Genomic DNA, 14,024 nt, shown 5'->3' on the forward strand with positions numbered 1-14,024 from the left:
ATTGCCGTGCCGCCACCCTCTCCACCGACGCCCTCCCGCCCCTCCAGGAGCCCGCCGATGTACACTCTTCTCCGCCTCGTCTTCATCGCCCTGCTCCTCGCCCTGCTGGGCGGCGGCGTCTTCTGGGTCCTGACCCGCCCCGGCCACGTGGACAGCGCCGCCTACGACGGGCTGACCGGGGATGCCGAGCGCGGCAAATGGGTCTTCGACGCCGGTGGCTGCGCCTCCTGCCATTCCGCCCCCGGCGCCAGCGGCGAGGAGAAGCTGACCCTGGCCGGCGGCAAGAGCTTCGCTTCGGACTTCGGCACCTTCCTTGCGCCCAATATCTCGCCCGACCCGCAGGCCGGCATCGGGGCGTGGTCCCTCCTCGACCTCGCCAACGCGATGCAGCGCGGCGTCTCCCCCGAAGGTCGGCACTACTACCCCGCCTTCCCCTACACGGCCTATATTCACGCCGCCCCGCAGGACATCGCCGACCTCTGGGCCTACCTGCAGACGCTGCCGCCCTCCGACAGCCCCAGCCAGCCGCACCAGGTCGGCTTCCCCTTCAGCATCAGCCGCGGCGTGGGGCTGTGGAAGATGCTCTACCTGACCGACGACTTCACCCTCGCTTCTGACAACGAGGAGGTCCTGCGCGGCCGCATCCTTGTAGAGGCGCTCGGCCATTGCGCCGAATGCCACACGCCCCGCAACGCCCTCGGCGGCCTCGAAAAGGACCTCTGGCTCACCGGCGCCCAGCTGGCCGGCGGCGCGGGCCGCGCCCCCGGGCTGACGCCGGATCACCTCGACTGGTCCGAGGAGGAAATCGCGGAATACCTCTCCTCCGGCTTCACCCCGGATTTCGACAGCGCCGGAGGCGAGATGACCGACGTGGTCGAGAACACCGCCAAGCTCAGCCCGGCCGACCGCCTCGCCATCGCCGCCTACCTCAAGGCCCTGCCCACGCCCTGACCCACCCCCAGAGCCCATCCACCGTTTCGAAATATCCTCGGGAAAAATTGGTCCTCCCCGGCGGACCAAGGCGGGCCGACGGCCCCCATCCCCCGATCCCAGACCACCCCTGTCATTTCCGTTTCGCAAATATCCTCGGGGGGAATTGGCCCGCGAGGGCCAAGGGGGGCAGACAGCCCCCCGACCCCGCCCGCCGCAGGCGCCCTTCCCGCGCGCCGCCTGCAAATCCCGCCTCCGCGCCTTTCACGCCCCATTGGCGGCCCGGAATTTTCCCTGTATAGCGCCACGACACCGCAGCGCAGGAGAGCAGTATGGGCACCGAAGACAAGCCGCAGATCTACCTCATCTCCCCGCCGGAGTTCGATCTTTCGACCTATCCCGACCAGCTGGCCTCGGCGCTGGACGCCCATGAGGTCGCCTGCGTGCGCCTTGCGCTCGCCACCCGCGACGAGGACCGCATCCTGCGCGCCGCCGATGCGCTGCGCGAGGTGACCCACGCCCGTGACGTGGCGCTGGTGCTGAATTCGCATTTCCTGCTGGCCGAGCGGATCGGCCTCGACGGCGTGCACCTGACCGACGGCGCCCGCTCCGTCCGGCAGGCCCGCAAGGCGCTCGGACAGGATGCGATCGTGGGCGCCTATGCCCATACCTCGCGCCACGAGGGCATGAGCGCGGGCGAGAACGGCGCCGATTACATCTCCTTCGGCCCCCTGCGCGACCTCGGCCTCGAGGACGGCGCGGTGGCGGAGGCCGAGCTCTTCGCCTGGTGGACCGAGATGATCGAACTGCCCGTGGTGGCCGAAGGCGGCCTCACGGAAGAGATCGTCCGCCAGCTGACCCCGATCACCGATTTCTTCGGCATCGGGGACGAAATCTGGACCGAGGAAGACCCCACCGCCGCGCTCGGCCGCTTCATCGCCGCCATGGGCTGACGCCCCGCTCTGGCGGGGTCACGCCCCCGCCAACTGACCCGCCAGCTGACGCCTCACATCCCGCGCCGATCCTCGGGCATCCCCGACCGCACCGCCTCTTCCGCGGCCCGGGCAAGCGCCTTGCGGTCCGGCAGGTCCGCGACCTTCAGCGGCGGATGGAACACCACCTCGACCGATCCGTTGCGCCATGTGGCCAGCACCTTCAGAAGGTGGCCGCCGAAGTCCATGTCGCCCCACCAGCCATGGAACCGCGCCGGCGCGCCCTCGGGCGCGCGGTAGATCACCGACATGGGCTGGACCCAGAGGTGATCGCGCAGGCTGTCGCCGGTAAAGGCCGCGAAGAGCGTGGTCTTGAACGGCAGCACCCGCAGCCCGTCGGTCGAGGTGCCCTCGGGGAAGAAGAGCAGCAGGTGCCGGGCCTCCAGCCGCTGGTGGAAGACATCCTGCTGCGCCTTCGCCTCGCGCCGGTCACGGTTGATGAAAACGGTGCCCGTGGCCCGGGCCAGCCAGCCGATCCCGGGCCATTTTGCCACCTCGGCCTTCGACACGAAGTAGAGCGGCGCGGTGGCGTTCAGCGTGTAGATGTCGAGCCACGAGGAATGGTTCGCCACAAGCGCCCCGCGATGGCGCATCGGCGTGCCGGTGATCTTGAGCCGCAGCCGCATGACCTTCAGAGAGGTGCGGCAGACGAAGACCGTGATCCAGGGCGTCACCGGGCGGTTCACCCCGCAGAGCGGACGCTCCACAAGCCGGCAGAGCAGCAGCAGCGCGAGGCAGCCGAAATTCACCACCACCAGCACCGGCGCGCGCAGCGCGATCAGCAGCCAGCCAAACGGCCCCGGGCTCTGCGGCGCATCGGGCGGCACGCCCTCTCCCCATGTGCTGCTCACGGCCGGTCTCTCCTGACGGGGCACCGGCCGCTCATGCGCCGGGCCGGTCCCTTGTGTAGATCGCCCGCTGGGTCGCGCTCATCCGCGCGGTGTCCAGCACGAGGCAGACATCGGTGGTGTTGAAGGCGTGATCGACGAAGGCGCCCTCGCCCACGAAACCGCCGAGGCGCAGGTAGGCCTTGATCAGCGCGGGCACCTCGCGCATGGCGGCGGGCCGATCGATCTGCTCCGGCGGGATCAGGTCCATCGGCTGGAAATGCGCCTCCTGCGCCCGGACGCGCAACTCGGGCGGCGCGAGGTGGCGGTCATGGAGCAGCGAGAGCGAGGGCGCAAGCGTCTCGATATCCGTGCCGTGGAAGGAGGCGGTGCCGAAGAGCACCTCGATCCCGTGATCGGCCACGTAGCCCGCGAGCGCCTGCCACATGTGATACATGGCCGTGCCGCCGCGATACTCCGCGTCGAGACAGGACCGCCCCAGTTCCAGCAGCCTGCGGCCGGACTGTTTCAGCAGCGTCAGATCGTATTCGTCCTCGGAGTAATACTGGCCGATCCGGGCCGCCTGATCGTCGCGCAGCAGGCGGTAGACCCCCACAACCTCGCCGGGCCGTGTCTCGTCCAGCAGCAGCAGGTGATCGAAGAACGGGTCGAAGCGGTCCTTCTCGAGCCCGGCGGCATGGTCCACCATCGCGCCACCACCGCCCAGTTCCTCGACGAAGACCCGGTAGCGCAGCCGCTGCGCCGCTTCCAGATCGGCGGCATCGCGCGCGAGGCGCACGGTGAACACCGGCGCGGCGGGCTTGGGCTGCGAAACAGGCATTGGCGCGGCATCTCCCTGACGACCTGCGGGGGGTTTTAGGCAAGCCCACCGGCAGAGGCAATCCCGCCCTTACGGCGATGGGCCGAGCGTGCCGGCCGTGTTACCCTGCCTCACAGCCAGACCCGGCAGAGGGAGGCGCCAAGAGCGATGCCGGGACGCATTAAGGGTTCAGAAACCAGTTTCATGGTTCAAACACGGGGAGGAGTGCAATGCGGGAGCTATCGATGACCACCTTACCGGCCTCCGGGAAATTCACCGTCACCTTGCCGCCGATATTGGACTGCACCTGCCCGGTGCCCCAGTCCGGCTGTGCCGGATGGCGCACCTGCATGCCCGGTTCGAGGATGGCGTTCAGATCGTCCATGGTCGGTTCCCCTACGGCGCGCTCCCACAGCGGAGGGCCCTTTGATGTGGCAGTCTAACCATAACCTCGCCTCGCTGATAGGGTCCCGCATCTGCCACGACCTGATCTCGCCCATCGGGGCGATCCAGAACGGCGTCGAACTGCTGACGCTCGACAGCAGCGCCACGGTGACCGGGCCGGAGATGTCGCTGATCTCCGACAGCGTGAACCACGCCACGTCCCGCATCCGCTTCCTGCGGGTGGCCTTCGGGCTGGCCGGAACGGACCAGCAGATGAGCGCGACGGAGATCACCTCGATTCTCGACGCGATATCAGGGACATCCCGGGTGACCTTCGATTGGACCCTCACCGGCACCAGCCCCCGTAGCGAGGTGCAGCTCGTGTTCCTCGCGCTGCAATGTTTCGAAAGCGCCATGCCCCACGGCGGCACCGTCACGGTGACCCGGCAGGCGGACGACCGTGGTTGGGAGGTCTCGGGCCCCGCCGATCCTGACCGCCCCGATCCCCGGCTCTGGCGCGCGCTCGACGATCCCACGGCACAGGCCGCGATCCAGCCGGCGCAGGTGCAGTTCGCCCTGCTGCCCGCGCTGCTGACGGATCACGGCCGCCGCATCCTGTTGCAGACCGGGCCCGACAGCGTCACCATGCGGTTCTGACCGGCGCCCCGGCCAGCAGCGGACCAGCTGGCTGGCCCGCGCGCCGCTGGCGCAGGCTCACAGATGCGCCAGCACGTCCTCGATCCGGATCGGGAACCGCGTCGGCGTGAAACCGGTGGCGTGGCGGATGGCATTGGCGATCGCCCCGGCAGAGCCGGTGATGCCCACCTCGCCCACGCCCTTCACGCCAAGCGCGTTCACGTAGGGGTCCTCCTCCGCCACGGTCAGCGTGGTGATCTGCGGGATATCCGCATGGGCCGGCACGTGGTACCCCGCGAGATCGGCGTTCAGGATGCGCCCGGTGGCCGGGTCATACTGCGCCTCTTCGTGCAGGGCGAAGGACAGGCCCCAGATCAGCCCGCCTTCCAGCTGGCTCTGCACCATGCGGGGGTTGAGGATGCGCCCGCAGGCGAAGGCCCCGACCATCCGCGTCACCCGCATCTGCGCCAGCTCCGGGTCGATCGCCACCTCGGCAAAGACCGCGCCATGGCTGAACATGGCATAGCCCTCCCGGTGCGCCTGCACCCGTTCGCCGACGCCCTGGCCCTCGACCTCGGCCAGTCCGGCGCGGGCGAGGACCTCGGCGTAGCTTTCGCCGCGCGACGGGTCGTCGGCGCGGCTCAGCCGCCCGTCCCGCGCCACCACGCCGGAGTTGCCCGCACCGAAAAGCGGCGAGGCGGGATCGGCGGTGGCAAGCGCGATCAGCTGCTCGACCGCATTGCGCCCCGCTTCCGAGGCCGCCATGCCCGCGGTGGCCGTATGGCCCGATCCGCCCGCGACCGCCCCGTCCGGCAGGACCGAGCTGCCGGAGGTCAGGCGCAGGCGCTCCGGGTCCATGGCCAACCCCTCGGCCGCGCATTGGGCGAGGATGGTCCAGGCACCCTGCCCCATGTCCACGCCCGCGATCGCCGCACTCGCGGTGCCATCGGCATGGACCTTCACCCGCGCCTCGCCCCGGTACATGGTGCACATGTACTGCGACGTGCCCATGCCCCAGCCGATCAGCCGCCCCTCGGCATCGCGGCCCATGCGCGCTGCCGGGCGCCCTGCCCAGCCGAAGGCCTCGGCCCCGGCGGCATAGCACTCCCGCAGCGCCTTGGAGGAGAACGGTCGCCCGGTGGCGGGGTCGGTCTCGGCGTAGTTCGCAAGGCGGAAGGCCAGCGGGTCCATGCCGGCAGCCTCGGCAGCGACATCCATCGCGACCTCCAGCGCGGCAGACCCCGAGGCCTCCCCCGGTGCGCGCATGGCAACCGGCGTGCCGCGATCGACCCGCCGCGCAGAGTGGCGCATGGCGAGGTTGGGCATCGCGTAGAGATGCTGCGAGGCATGACCCGACGGCTCCACGAAATCCTCGAAGCTGGAGGCGAGCGCCGTCACCTCGTGATCCAGCGCGGTGAGCCTTCCACCGCTCCCGATCCCCAGCCGCAGCCGCTGGCGCGTTCCGGCCCGGTGGCCGACGGGCCCGTACATCTGCGCCCGGCTCAGCACCGTCTTGACCGGGCGCCCCAGGTCCCGCGCCGCCAGGGCGGTGAGGATCATCGCGCCGTAGACCATGAGCTTGGAGCCGAAACCGCCGCCGATGAAGGGGGTGCGGATCTCCACTGCGCCCTCCGGCAGGCCGAGGTAGCCCGCCACCAGCCCGGCGATCATCACCGGCCCCTGGTTCGGCGTGTCGAGGAGCAGCTTTTCGGGCCCCTCCCAGCGGGCGAGAATGGCGTGCGGCTCCATGGCATTGTGGAACTGGTCGGCGGTCTCGACCTCGACCTCGACAACCTGTTCGGCCTCGGCGAGGCCGCGGGCCACGTCCCCCACCTCGGCCTGCGCGGGGGCGAAGAAGCCGACCATCTCGGGCTGCCAGGGCGTGCCGGCGTCATGGTCCACGCGGGGCGGCTCTGCCGCGATCTCGGGGGCCAGCAGGCGCGCGCCCTCGGCGGCGGCCTCGGGGGTCTCGGCCAGCACCATGGCGATCGGCTGCCCGGCGTAGCGGATGCTGTCGTCCTGCAGCGCCTCGTGGCGGAAGTTGAAGGGATGCCGTTTCTCGTCCGGATGCTGGGCCAGCGGCGGACGGTTGGCGGGGGTATAGACCTGCACCACGCCCGGATGGGCAAGCGCCGCCTGCGTGTCGAGGGCCACGACCCGGCCACGAGCCACAGGCGCAGTGGCATAGGCCGCGTGCAGCAGCGCCTCCGCCTGCCGGTCGGCGGCGTAGAGCGCGGCCCCCGTCACCTTGGCGAGGCCATCGCGCCGCGCGGGCGCCTTCCCGCCCGAGCCATAGCGCAGGGGTGCTGCGGGCAGCGTGAGCCCGTGTTCGGCGGCATCCATCGCGCGCATCGGGTAGCTGTCATGCGACATCGGGGGTGTCCTCCTTCGGGGCGTCGAAAACCGATCCGGGCCATGCGGCCTGCCCCGCGCGCGGCGTGACCGCCTCGCCCAGGGCGCGGATCGCGACCCGCTCGGCCAGGGCAATCTTGAAGCCATTCTCCCCGGAGGGGCTGGCGCCCTGCAGGAGCAGCGCGGCCGCACGGGCGAAGGTCTCGGGCCCGGGCGCGGCGCCGATCAGCGCGGCCTCGGCCTCGGCCCGGCGCCACGGTGTCGCGGCCACCCCGCCAAGGGCGAGACCGGCGCGGGTGATCCGGCCGTCCGCGATCTCGAGCCCGGCAGCGGCGGAGACGAGCGCGAAGGCAAAGGAAGTCCGCTCGCGGACCTTCACGTACCGGGCCCGCAGGCCGAGGGAGGCGGCCGGGATCAGGACGGCGGTGATCAGCGCGCCCGGCTCCAGCGCGCGCCCGGCGGAGGGCAGCGGATGCAGCGCCGCCAGCGGCCGTTCCCTGCGCCCGGCCAGCGTCGCGATCTCCACCGTGGCGCCAAGGGCGGCGAGCCCCACGCAGAGGTCGGAGGGATGCACCGCGCGGCAGCTGTCGTCCCAGCCGAGGACCGCATGGTCCCGTCCCGCATGGTCGCGGGCGGCGCAGCCGGTGCCGCCGTCGCGGCGGGCACAGGGGGACTCGGGCAGCGCGTAATGGGGACAGCGCGGCGCCTGAAGGAGGTTTCCGGCAGTGGTGGCCATGTTGCGGATCTGGCCCGAGGCCCCGGAGAGGACTGCCTCGGCCAAGAGCGGCGCCTCGGCCCGGATCAGCGGATCGCGGGCGAGGTCACTGTTGCGCAGCGCGGCGCCGAGGCGCAGCCGCCCGTCCGCCGCGCGCGAGACGCCCTGAAGCCCCGGCAGCGCGGTCACGTCCACCAAGGTACCCGGCAGGGCCGCGCCGCATTTCATCATGTCGAGCAGGTTGGTGCCCCCGCCATAGGCCGTGGCGCCGGGGTCCGTCAGCAGCTCCAGCGCCGCCTGCAGCGTCTCGGGGCGGTGATAGTCGAAGGGCTTCATCCCTGCTCTCCTAGCACCGAACAGACCGCGGCGACGATCCCCGGATGGGCCCCGCAGCGGCAGAGGTTGCCCGACAGCGCCTCGCGCACCCGGTCCGGATCGGCGCCGGTTTCGCCCTCGGCCATCAGGGCGACGGCGCTCATGATCTGGCCCGGCGTGCAGAAGCCGCATTGCAGCGCATCGTGGTCGAGGAAAGCCTGCTGCATCGGGTGCAGGTCTGCGCCCGAGGACAGCCCCTCGATGGTCAGAACCTCCGCGCCCTCCAGCGTGGCGGCCAGCGTCAGGCAGCCGGTCACCCTGCGGCCGTTCACCAGCACGGTGCAGGCCCCGCACTGGCCCCGGTCGCAGCCCTTCTTGGCGCCGGTCAGCTGCAGGTGATCGCGCAGCAGGTCCAGCAACGTGAGGCGCGGGTCCGGCAGCGCGATCTCCTGCGCCTGCCCGTTGATCGTCAGCCGCAGGGTCATGAGAACATCGCCACGGTGCGGGTGATCCCGTCGCCCGTGTCGAGGGCGACGAGCGCCTCGTCCACCTCCGGCAGGGCGATGCGGCCCGTGATCATCTCGTCCACCTTCAGCACGCCCTTCTCGTACATGTCCATGTAGCGCGGGATGTCGATGCGGAAGCGGTTCGAGCCCATGGAGGAGCCCTGTATCTTGCGATCGAAGGTCATCATCTGGCTGTCGACCGAGATCAGCGATCCCTCCGGCAGCAGGCCCACGATGGTCGCGGCCCCGCCCGCCTTGGTGACGTCGAAGGCCGCCCGTGCCGTCGCCGGCAGGCCCACCGCCTCGAAGCCGTGATCGACGCCGCCCTTGGTCATCTCGAGGATCGTCGCCACCTCCATCCCGTCGGCGACGACGGCATCGGTCGCGCCGTAGGCGAGCGCGGCCTCGGCCTTCGCCGGGGAACGGTCCACGGCGATGATCCGGCCCGCGCCGGTGATCCGCGCCGCCTGGATGACGCTGAGCCCCACGCCGCCACAGCCGAAGACGGCCACCGTCTCGCCGGGGCGGACCTGCGCGGTGTTGAAGACAGCGCCCATGCCGGTGGTCACGGCACATCCCATGATCGCGGCAACGTCCATGGGGAAGTCCCGGTCGATCTTCACCAGCGCCCGCTCATGCACCTGCATCATCTCGGAAAAGCCAGAGAGATTAACGAATTGCGAGACGGGCTTGCCCCGCCGCATGAGCCTCGGACGGCTGTCGCTGCCCCGTTGCAGCCCCGAGCCGGTGCAGATGTTCGGACGCCCCTTCATGCAGTTCTCGCATTCGCCGCAGAACGGCGTCAGGCAGCCGACCACGTGATCGCCGGGCTTCAGGTAGCTGACCTGCGATCCCACCTTCTCCACCACGCCCGAGCATTCGTGCCCCAGCACCATGGGCAACGGGAAGGTCGTCCACTTGCCCTGCCGGAAATGCAGGTCGGAGTGGCAGAGCCCGCAGGCGCAGGTGCGCACGAGCACCTCGTGCTCCTGCGGCAGATCCACGTCGAGATCGTCGATGATCTCCTGGGGTTTGCCGATTTCGGTGAGAAGGAGGGCTTTCATGGCGGCGGTCCTCATGGGAGAGATCAGTGCGGCCCCCGGCGGATGCCGGAGGCCTACGTCTTGCGTCAGGCGGGATTACTGGAGACCCGGATACGCGATGCGCTCTTCGTAGGGTTTCCAGTCGCCGATGGTGTCCTTGTCCCACTGCGGCACGTCGGTCGGCTCGAAGATCACGGTCTCGGTCGGGGTCTCGACCTCGCCCTGCAGCACGTCGGCGACCCAGACGCCGAGGTCGTAGCCGATCTTGACCGGCTCCATGTCCCAGGAGACGTCGATCAGCCCCTGCTTGATGCCCTCACCGGCAAAGACCTCGCCGTTGATGCCGGAGATGATCACCTCGCGGCCCACGGATTTCGCGGCCAGACCGGCGCCAAGCGCGATGCCGTCGTTCATCGACCAGATCGCCTTCAGGTCCGGGAAACGGGTCAGCAGGTTCTCGGCAATCGGGCGGCCCGTGGCGCTGTCATCGGGGATCGCGCGCTCTTCGGCGACGATTTCCAGATCGGGGCATTTCGCCTGCACGGTCTCGCGGAACTTGTCCCAGCGGGGGCTGAGCGTGGGGATCTCGATGGCCTTGATCATGGCGATCTGGCCGGTGCCGCCGGTGGCCTCGCACATCCATTCGCCCGAGCGGACGCCATGTTCCGGCGCGGCATTGTCGGCCTGCACCAGCATGTGTTCGAACCCCGGCGCCGGGCCGAGGCCGAAGACCATGATGCCCGCCTCATCGGCGCGGTTCAGCGGCGCCAGCACCGCGTTCGGATCGCCCGCGACGTTGATCACGATGGCATCCACGCCGGCGGTGATCGCCTGGTCGATCTGGGCCACCTGCGTGTTGATGTCGAGGATCGCATCGTAGAAGCGATAGTCGATCCCGCGTTCCTTGAGCGCGGCGGCAAGGCCCTCGTACTGGGCGCGGGCGGCGGGAATGGCGTAGTTCGCGCCAAGGATGCCGACGGTGAAATCCTGCGCCTGCGCGGCGGAGAGGCTGCCCGCGAGGGCGGCCGCGGCGAGCCCCGTCGAAGTCAGCAGGCGGTTGAGGAGAGAGGTCATTTCGGAAAACTCCATGTTGGGGATACGGGGGCTTGGGCCCCTCTGGGTCGGGCTCCCGGGGCCAGGCGCCCGCGGGAGATGGGAAATGGCGGGGAGGCTGCGGGCCTATTTCGCCCGGATACGATCCAGTGCGATGGCGGCAATCAGGACGAGACCGGTGGCGATACCCTGCCAGTAGGACGGCACCCCCGCCAGCGTGATGCCGTTGGCCAGCACGCCGAGGAACAGCACGCCGATCGCCGCGCCCCCGATGTTGCCCGAGCCGCCGGCAAAGCTCGCCCCGCCCAGCAGGACGGCGGCGGCGGCGGAAAGCTCCAGCCCCACGGCGGCCGAGACCGGCTGAGAGGAGGTCAGCCGCCCGGTGAGCATCACGGCAGAGACACCGGCGCAGGCGGCAGAGATCGCGTAGACCGTCAGCCGCACCCGGCGCACGTCGATGCCCGCAAGCCGGGCGGCGGTCTCGTTGCCGCCGACCGCGTAGACGGCGCGGCCGAAGCGCGTCCACCGCATCACCGCATAGCCGATCACCCCGATCAGCGCGGCGATCAGCACCGGCACCGGCAGCGCACCGATCCGGCCGTCGCCCACCCATTGCACCGGGGCCCACATGAAGGTGGAGGTCGGCGAGCCGTTGGAGAGCACCAGCGCGGCGCCGCGCAGCAGTTGCAGCATCGCCAGCGTCACCACGAAGAAGTTGAACCCGCCATAGGCGATCAGCCCCCCGTTAACGAGCGCCCCGAGCGCGGTGCAGGCAAGGATCGTCAGCACGATCGCGGGCCAGGCCCCCACGCCGGAGGTCAGCAGCTCTGCCAGGATCACGCCCCCGAGCGCCGTCATCGAGCCGACCGACAGGTCGAGCCCCTGGCTGACGATGACGAAGGTCAGACCGACGGCGGCCACGAACATCACCGCGTTGGTCCGCAGGATGTTCATGATGTTGTTGTACTTCAGGAAGTTCTCCTGCGTCAGCGACAGGAAGACGATGAGCACGACAAGCGCCGCGCCGACGCCCGCATAGCGCCGCAGGAAGGCCCCCGGACCGCCCGTGGTGTCGGGCGGGGAAGCGGTGGTGGAAGTGTCAGTGGCGCTCATCTGCGGCGGTCCCCGATCTCTGGATGGTTCATGGTCAGGCCGCGCCGATCTCATGCGCGCCCGAGGCCCAGTAGGCCAGCGTCTCCTCGTCCGCCTCGGCGGCGGTGAGGTCGGCCACGATCTGGCCCTGGTAGAGCACGAGGATCCGGTCACAGACCCCCAGCAGTTCCTGCAATTCCGACGAGGCGATGATCAGCCCCATGCCGCCCTTCACCAGTTCGGCAATCTGGGCGTAGATGTCCTCCTTGGCGCCCACGTCGACGCCCCGGGTCGGCTCGTCGAGCAGCAGGAGCCGCGGGGTGATCGCCAGTTCGCGGGCGATCAGCACCTTCTGCTGGTTCCCGCCCGAGAGCTCAGACACCGCCTGGCGCGGATCGGATGTCCGCACCTTCAGGCCCTGCGTCCCCGCGTCATAGGCCGCGCGGTCGATCCGCCCGGTCACCGGCGCAAGCGCCTTGAGCGCCGCGACCCGGCTGAGACCGGCGTTGCGGTAGAGCGACCAGTGCATCACCAGCCCCTCGCCCTTGCGGTCCTCGGGCACGTAGCCGATGCCGAGGCGCCGGGCCTGTCGCGGGCTCTCGATCCGGACCGAATGGCCGCCGAAGAACATCTCGCCCGCCTCGGCCTTCTTCACCCCCGCGATGGTCCGCAGCAGCGCACTGCGCCCGCTGCCCACGAGGCCCGCAAGCCCCACGATTTCGCCAGCGTTCACCGTCAGGTCGATGCTTTTCAGCGCCCCGCGGGACACGCGCACCATGCGCAGCAGCCGGTCGCCCGGGCTCACCTCGGCCTTGTGCCAGTAGGATTTCAGGTCGCGGCCCACCATCATCGAGACCAGCTCGCGCTCGTCGGTCTCGCGCAGGGTGCGGGTGCCGATGTACTGTCCGTCGCGCAGCACCGTGGCACGGTCGGCGTGGTCCATCACCTCGGTCATGCGGTGCGAGACGAAGGCAATCGCGCAGCCCGCCGCCTTCATCCGCTCCAGCAGGCCGAAGAGCGTGCGTGTCTCGGCCTCGTCCAGCGAGGAGGTCGCCTCGTCCAGCAGCAGCACCCGGGGCCGGTCCACGAGGGCCTTGGCGATCTCCACCAGCTGCCGCCGTCCCAGCGGCAGCGCCGACACCGGGGTGCGCGGGTCGATGTCGAGGTGCAGTTCCGCCAGCACCTCCGCCGCGCGCAGATGGGTAGCGCGCCAGTCGACCTTGCCGGCGCGCACCGGCAGCCGGCCCAGCATGATGTTCTCTCCCACGGTCAGCGCCGGGGCCATCTGCGGCTCCTGGCTGACGACGGCGATGCCGTAGCTGCGGGCCGTGGCGGGCGTCAGGTCGTCCAGCACGCGCCCGTCGAGGGTGATCGTGCCCTGATCGGGTTGCTGCACCCCCGCGAGGATCGTCAGCAGCGTCGACTTGCCCGAGCCGTTCTCGCCCATCAGGGCGTGGATTTCGCCCGGATGCAGCACGGCCTGCGCCGCGTCGAGCGCGACCGTCGGCCCGAAGGTCTTGCGGATCCCCGTGGCGGAGAGGGTCGGCGCGCTCATGCCTTCTTGATCCCGCCATCGAGGCTGATGATCTCGCCTGTCATGAAGTCCGATCCGGGGCCCGCCATGAAGACCGCAAGCGGGCCGATCTCCTCGGCCCGTCCGACGCGGGCCAGCGGTGTTTCGGCCTCAATGGCGGCCATGATCTCGGGCTGGCCCAGCAGGTGGCTGTTGATGTCGGTGGCAAAGGCCCCCGGCGCAATGGCATTCACCGTCAGCGCCGGCGCCCATTCCCAGGCCAGCGTCTTGACCATGGCGTTCACCGCGCCCTTGCTGGCGGCATAGGCGACCCAGCCCGCCGAGCCCCGGATGCCGATGTCCGAGGAGGTCGCGATCAGCTTGCCCTGCCCTTTCTGACCATGGCCCTGCTGACCTTGGCCCCGTGCGAGCATCCGGCTGCCGAAGGCGCGCAGCGTGGCGTAGGTCCCCAGCACGTTGGCATCGAGGATGCGGGCCATGTCGGCGGGTGTCGTCTCCACCGCCGGGCGCGTCAGGCTGATACCGGCATTGGCGAAGACCACGTCGATCGGCGCATTGGTCCATACCTTTTCGGCAAAGGCTTCTACGGCCTCCGCGTCGGTGATCTCCAGCGCTTGGGCCTCCGAAGTGCCGCCCGCTGCGGCAATCGCCGCGCCCGTCTCCTCCAGTGCCGCGACGTCGCGGCCCGTCAGAACGACATGTGCGCCCTCTGCTGCAAGGGCTTGCGCGATGGCACGACCAAGACCCCGGCTCGCGCCGGTCACGACGGCGCGACGTCCGGAAAGGACGCCGGCCACTTCAGGCAATGACATGATTAGTCTCCCG

14 protein-coding genes are annotated in these 14,024 nt (G+C 70.2%); 3 read left to right on the forward strand and 11 right to left on the reverse strand.

The features are described 5' to 3' along the window. Positions 1 to 57 precede the first annotated feature (57 nt). Together ACX9MO_RS18755 and ACX9MO_RS18760 are read left to right on the forward strand one after the other, a co-directional pair. On the forward strand, positions 58 to 951 hold the full coding sequence (locus ACX9MO_RS18755) for a c-type cytochrome (protein ID WP_462212945.1): 894 nt from the start codon (positions 58 to 60) through the stop codon (positions 949 to 951). 311 nt (positions 952 to 1,262) lie between these two features. After that, on the forward strand, positions 1,263 to 1,883 hold the full coding sequence (locus ACX9MO_RS18760; protein ID WP_462212946.1) for a thiamine phosphate synthase: 621 nt from the start codon (positions 1,263 to 1,265) through the stop codon (positions 1,881 to 1,883). A 53-nt stretch (positions 1,884 to 1,936) separates the two neighbouring features. On the opposite strand, the gene olsA is transcribed toward ACX9MO_RS18760, so the two are convergent. The 3 genes from olsA to ACX9MO_RS18775 all read right to left on the reverse strand — a co-directional run bounded on the left by olsA (position 1,937) and on the right by ACX9MO_RS18775 (position 3,954). Continuing rightward, the gene (gene olsA, locus ACX9MO_RS18765; RefSeq protein ID WP_462212947.1) at positions 1,937 to 2,773 is read right to left on the reverse strand and encodes a lyso-ornithine lipid O-acyltransferase; all 837 of its coding nucleotides are present in this window, start codon (positions 2,771 to 2,773) and stop codon (positions 1,937 to 1,939) included. Positions 2,774 to 2,804: 31 nt separating this feature from the next. Further along, positions 2,805 to 3,590: an L-ornithine N(alpha)-acyltransferase gene (gene olsB, locus ACX9MO_RS18770; RefSeq protein WP_222490085.1), complete on the reverse strand. Its 786-nt coding sequence runs from the start codon at positions 3,588 to 3,590 to the stop codon at positions 2,805 to 2,807. Between the two features lie 181 nt (positions 3,591 to 3,771). Continuing rightward, positions 3,772 to 3,954: a DUF3553 domain-containing protein gene (locus ACX9MO_RS18775; RefSeq protein ID WP_462212948.1), complete on the reverse strand. Its 183-nt coding sequence runs from the start codon at positions 3,952 to 3,954 to the stop codon at positions 3,772 to 3,774. A gap of 44 nt (positions 3,955 to 3,998) precedes the next feature. Here ACX9MO_RS18775 and ACX9MO_RS18780 point away from each other — a divergent pair, with 44 nt between their 5' ends. Further along, positions 3,999 to 4,610 carry a histidine phosphotransferase family protein gene (locus ACX9MO_RS18780; protein WP_462212949.1) on the forward strand — a complete coding sequence of 204 codons (612 nt, stop codon included), beginning with the start codon at positions 3,999 to 4,001 and terminating at the stop codon, positions 4,608 to 4,610. A gap of 57 nt (positions 4,611 to 4,667) precedes the next feature. Here the strand turns inward: ACX9MO_RS18780 and ACX9MO_RS18785 are convergent, their stop codons facing one another. From ACX9MO_RS18785 to ACX9MO_RS18820, 8 genes are all read right to left on the reverse strand, one after another. Beyond that, on the reverse strand, positions 4,668 to 6,962 hold the full coding sequence (locus ACX9MO_RS18785) for a xanthine dehydrogenase family protein molybdopterin-binding subunit (protein ID WP_462212950.1): 2,295 nt from the start codon (positions 6,960 to 6,962) through the stop codon (positions 4,668 to 4,670). Further along, on the reverse strand, positions 6,952 to 7,992 hold the full coding sequence (locus tag ACX9MO_RS18790; protein WP_462212951.1) for an FAD binding domain-containing protein: 1,041 nt from the start codon (positions 7,990 to 7,992) through the stop codon (positions 6,952 to 6,954). Before ACX9MO_RS18790 ends, ACX9MO_RS18785 begins: the two co-directional genes overlap by 11 nt. After that, a complete protein-coding gene (locus tag ACX9MO_RS18795) occupies positions 7,989 to 8,456 on the reverse strand; it encodes a (2Fe-2S)-binding protein (protein ID WP_462212952.1) in 468 nt (155 codons plus the stop codon). The genes ACX9MO_RS18790 and ACX9MO_RS18795 overlap by 4 nt, the downstream gene beginning before the upstream one ends. Next, positions 8,453 to 9,541: a Zn-dependent alcohol dehydrogenase gene (locus tag ACX9MO_RS18800; RefSeq protein ID WP_462212953.1), complete on the reverse strand. Its 1,089-nt coding sequence runs from the start codon at positions 9,539 to 9,541 to the stop codon at positions 8,453 to 8,455. Before ACX9MO_RS18800 ends, ACX9MO_RS18795 begins: the two co-directional genes overlap by 4 nt. 75 nt (positions 9,542 to 9,616) lie before the next feature. Next, positions 9,617 to 10,609 carry a sugar ABC transporter substrate-binding protein gene (locus ACX9MO_RS18805; protein WP_462212954.1) on the reverse strand — a complete coding sequence of 331 codons (993 nt, stop codon included), beginning with the start codon at positions 10,607 to 10,609 and terminating at the stop codon, positions 9,617 to 9,619. Positions 10,610 to 10,699: 90 nt separating this feature from the next. Then, complete coding sequence (locus tag ACX9MO_RS18810) at positions 10,700 to 11,686, reverse strand: ABC transporter permease (RefSeq protein ID WP_222490092.1); 987 nt, start codon at positions 11,684 to 11,686, stop codon at positions 10,700 to 10,702. 34 nt (positions 11,687 to 11,720) lie between these two features. Beyond that, the gene (locus tag ACX9MO_RS18815; protein WP_462212955.1) at positions 11,721 to 13,220 is read right to left on the reverse strand and encodes a sugar ABC transporter ATP-binding protein; all 1,500 of its coding nucleotides are present in this window, start codon (positions 13,218 to 13,220) and stop codon (positions 11,721 to 11,723) included. Further along, positions 13,217 to 14,011, reverse strand: coding sequence for an SDR family NAD(P)-dependent oxidoreductase (locus ACX9MO_RS18820; RefSeq protein ID WP_462212956.1), 795 nt, complete (start codon positions 14,009 to 14,011; stop codon positions 13,217 to 13,219). Before ACX9MO_RS18820 ends, ACX9MO_RS18815 begins: the two co-directional genes overlap by 4 nt. Between the last annotated feature and the right edge of the window lie 13 nt (positions 14,012 to 14,024).

The sequence above is a fragment of the Pseudooceanicola profundus genome, assembly GCF_054919315.1.

Bases quoted from the DNA above. Each gene is read 5' to 3' on its own strand.
- ACX9MO_RS18760 (WP_462212946.1), top strand. From the start codon at position 1,263: ATGGGCACCGAAGACAAGCCGCAGATCTACCTCATCTCCCCGCCGGAG.
- ACX9MO_RS18810 (WP_222490092.1), bottom strand. From the start codon at position 11,686: ATGAGCGCCACTGACACTTCCACCACCGCTTCCCCGCCCGACACCACG.
- ACX9MO_RS18785 (WP_462212950.1), bottom strand. From the start codon at position 6,962: ATGTCGCATGACAGCTACCCGATGCGCGCGATGGATGCCGCCGAACAC.
- ACX9MO_RS18820 (WP_462212956.1), bottom strand. From the start codon at position 14,011: ATGTCATTGCCTGAAGTGGCCGGCGTCCTTTCCGGACGTCGCGCCGTC.
- ACX9MO_RS18775 (WP_462212948.1), bottom strand. From the start codon at position 3,954: ATGGACGATCTGAACGCCATCCTCGAACCGGGCATGCAGGTGCGCCAT.
- ACX9MO_RS18795 (WP_462212952.1), bottom strand. From the start codon at position 8,456: ATGACCCTGCGGCTGACGATCAACGGGCAGGCGCAGGAGATCGCGCTG.
- ACX9MO_RS18815 (WP_462212955.1), bottom strand. From the start codon at position 13,220: ATGAGCGCGCCGACCCTCTCCGCCACGGGGATCCGCAAGACCTTCGGG.
- ACX9MO_RS18755 (WP_462212945.1), top strand. From the start codon at position 58: ATGTACACTCTTCTCCGCCTCGTCTTCATCGCCCTGCTCCTCGCCCTG.
- ACX9MO_RS18790 (WP_462212951.1), bottom strand. From the start codon at position 7,992: ATGAAGCCCTTCGACTATCACCGCCCCGAGACGCTGCAGGCGGCGCTG.
- ACX9MO_RS18805 (WP_462212954.1), bottom strand. From the start codon at position 10,609: ATGGAGTTTTCCGAAATGACCTCTCTCCTCAACCGCCTGCTGACTTCG.
- ACX9MO_RS18780 (WP_462212949.1), top strand. From the start codon at position 3,999: ATGTGGCAGTCTAACCATAACCTCGCCTCGCTGATAGGGTCCCGCATC.
- ACX9MO_RS18800 (WP_462212953.1), bottom strand. From the start codon at position 9,541: ATGAAAGCCCTCCTTCTCACCGAAATCGGCAAACCCCAGGAGATCATC.
- olsB (WP_222490085.1), bottom strand. From the start codon at position 3,590: ATGCCTGTTTCGCAGCCCAAGCCCGCCGCGCCGGTGTTCACCGTGCGC.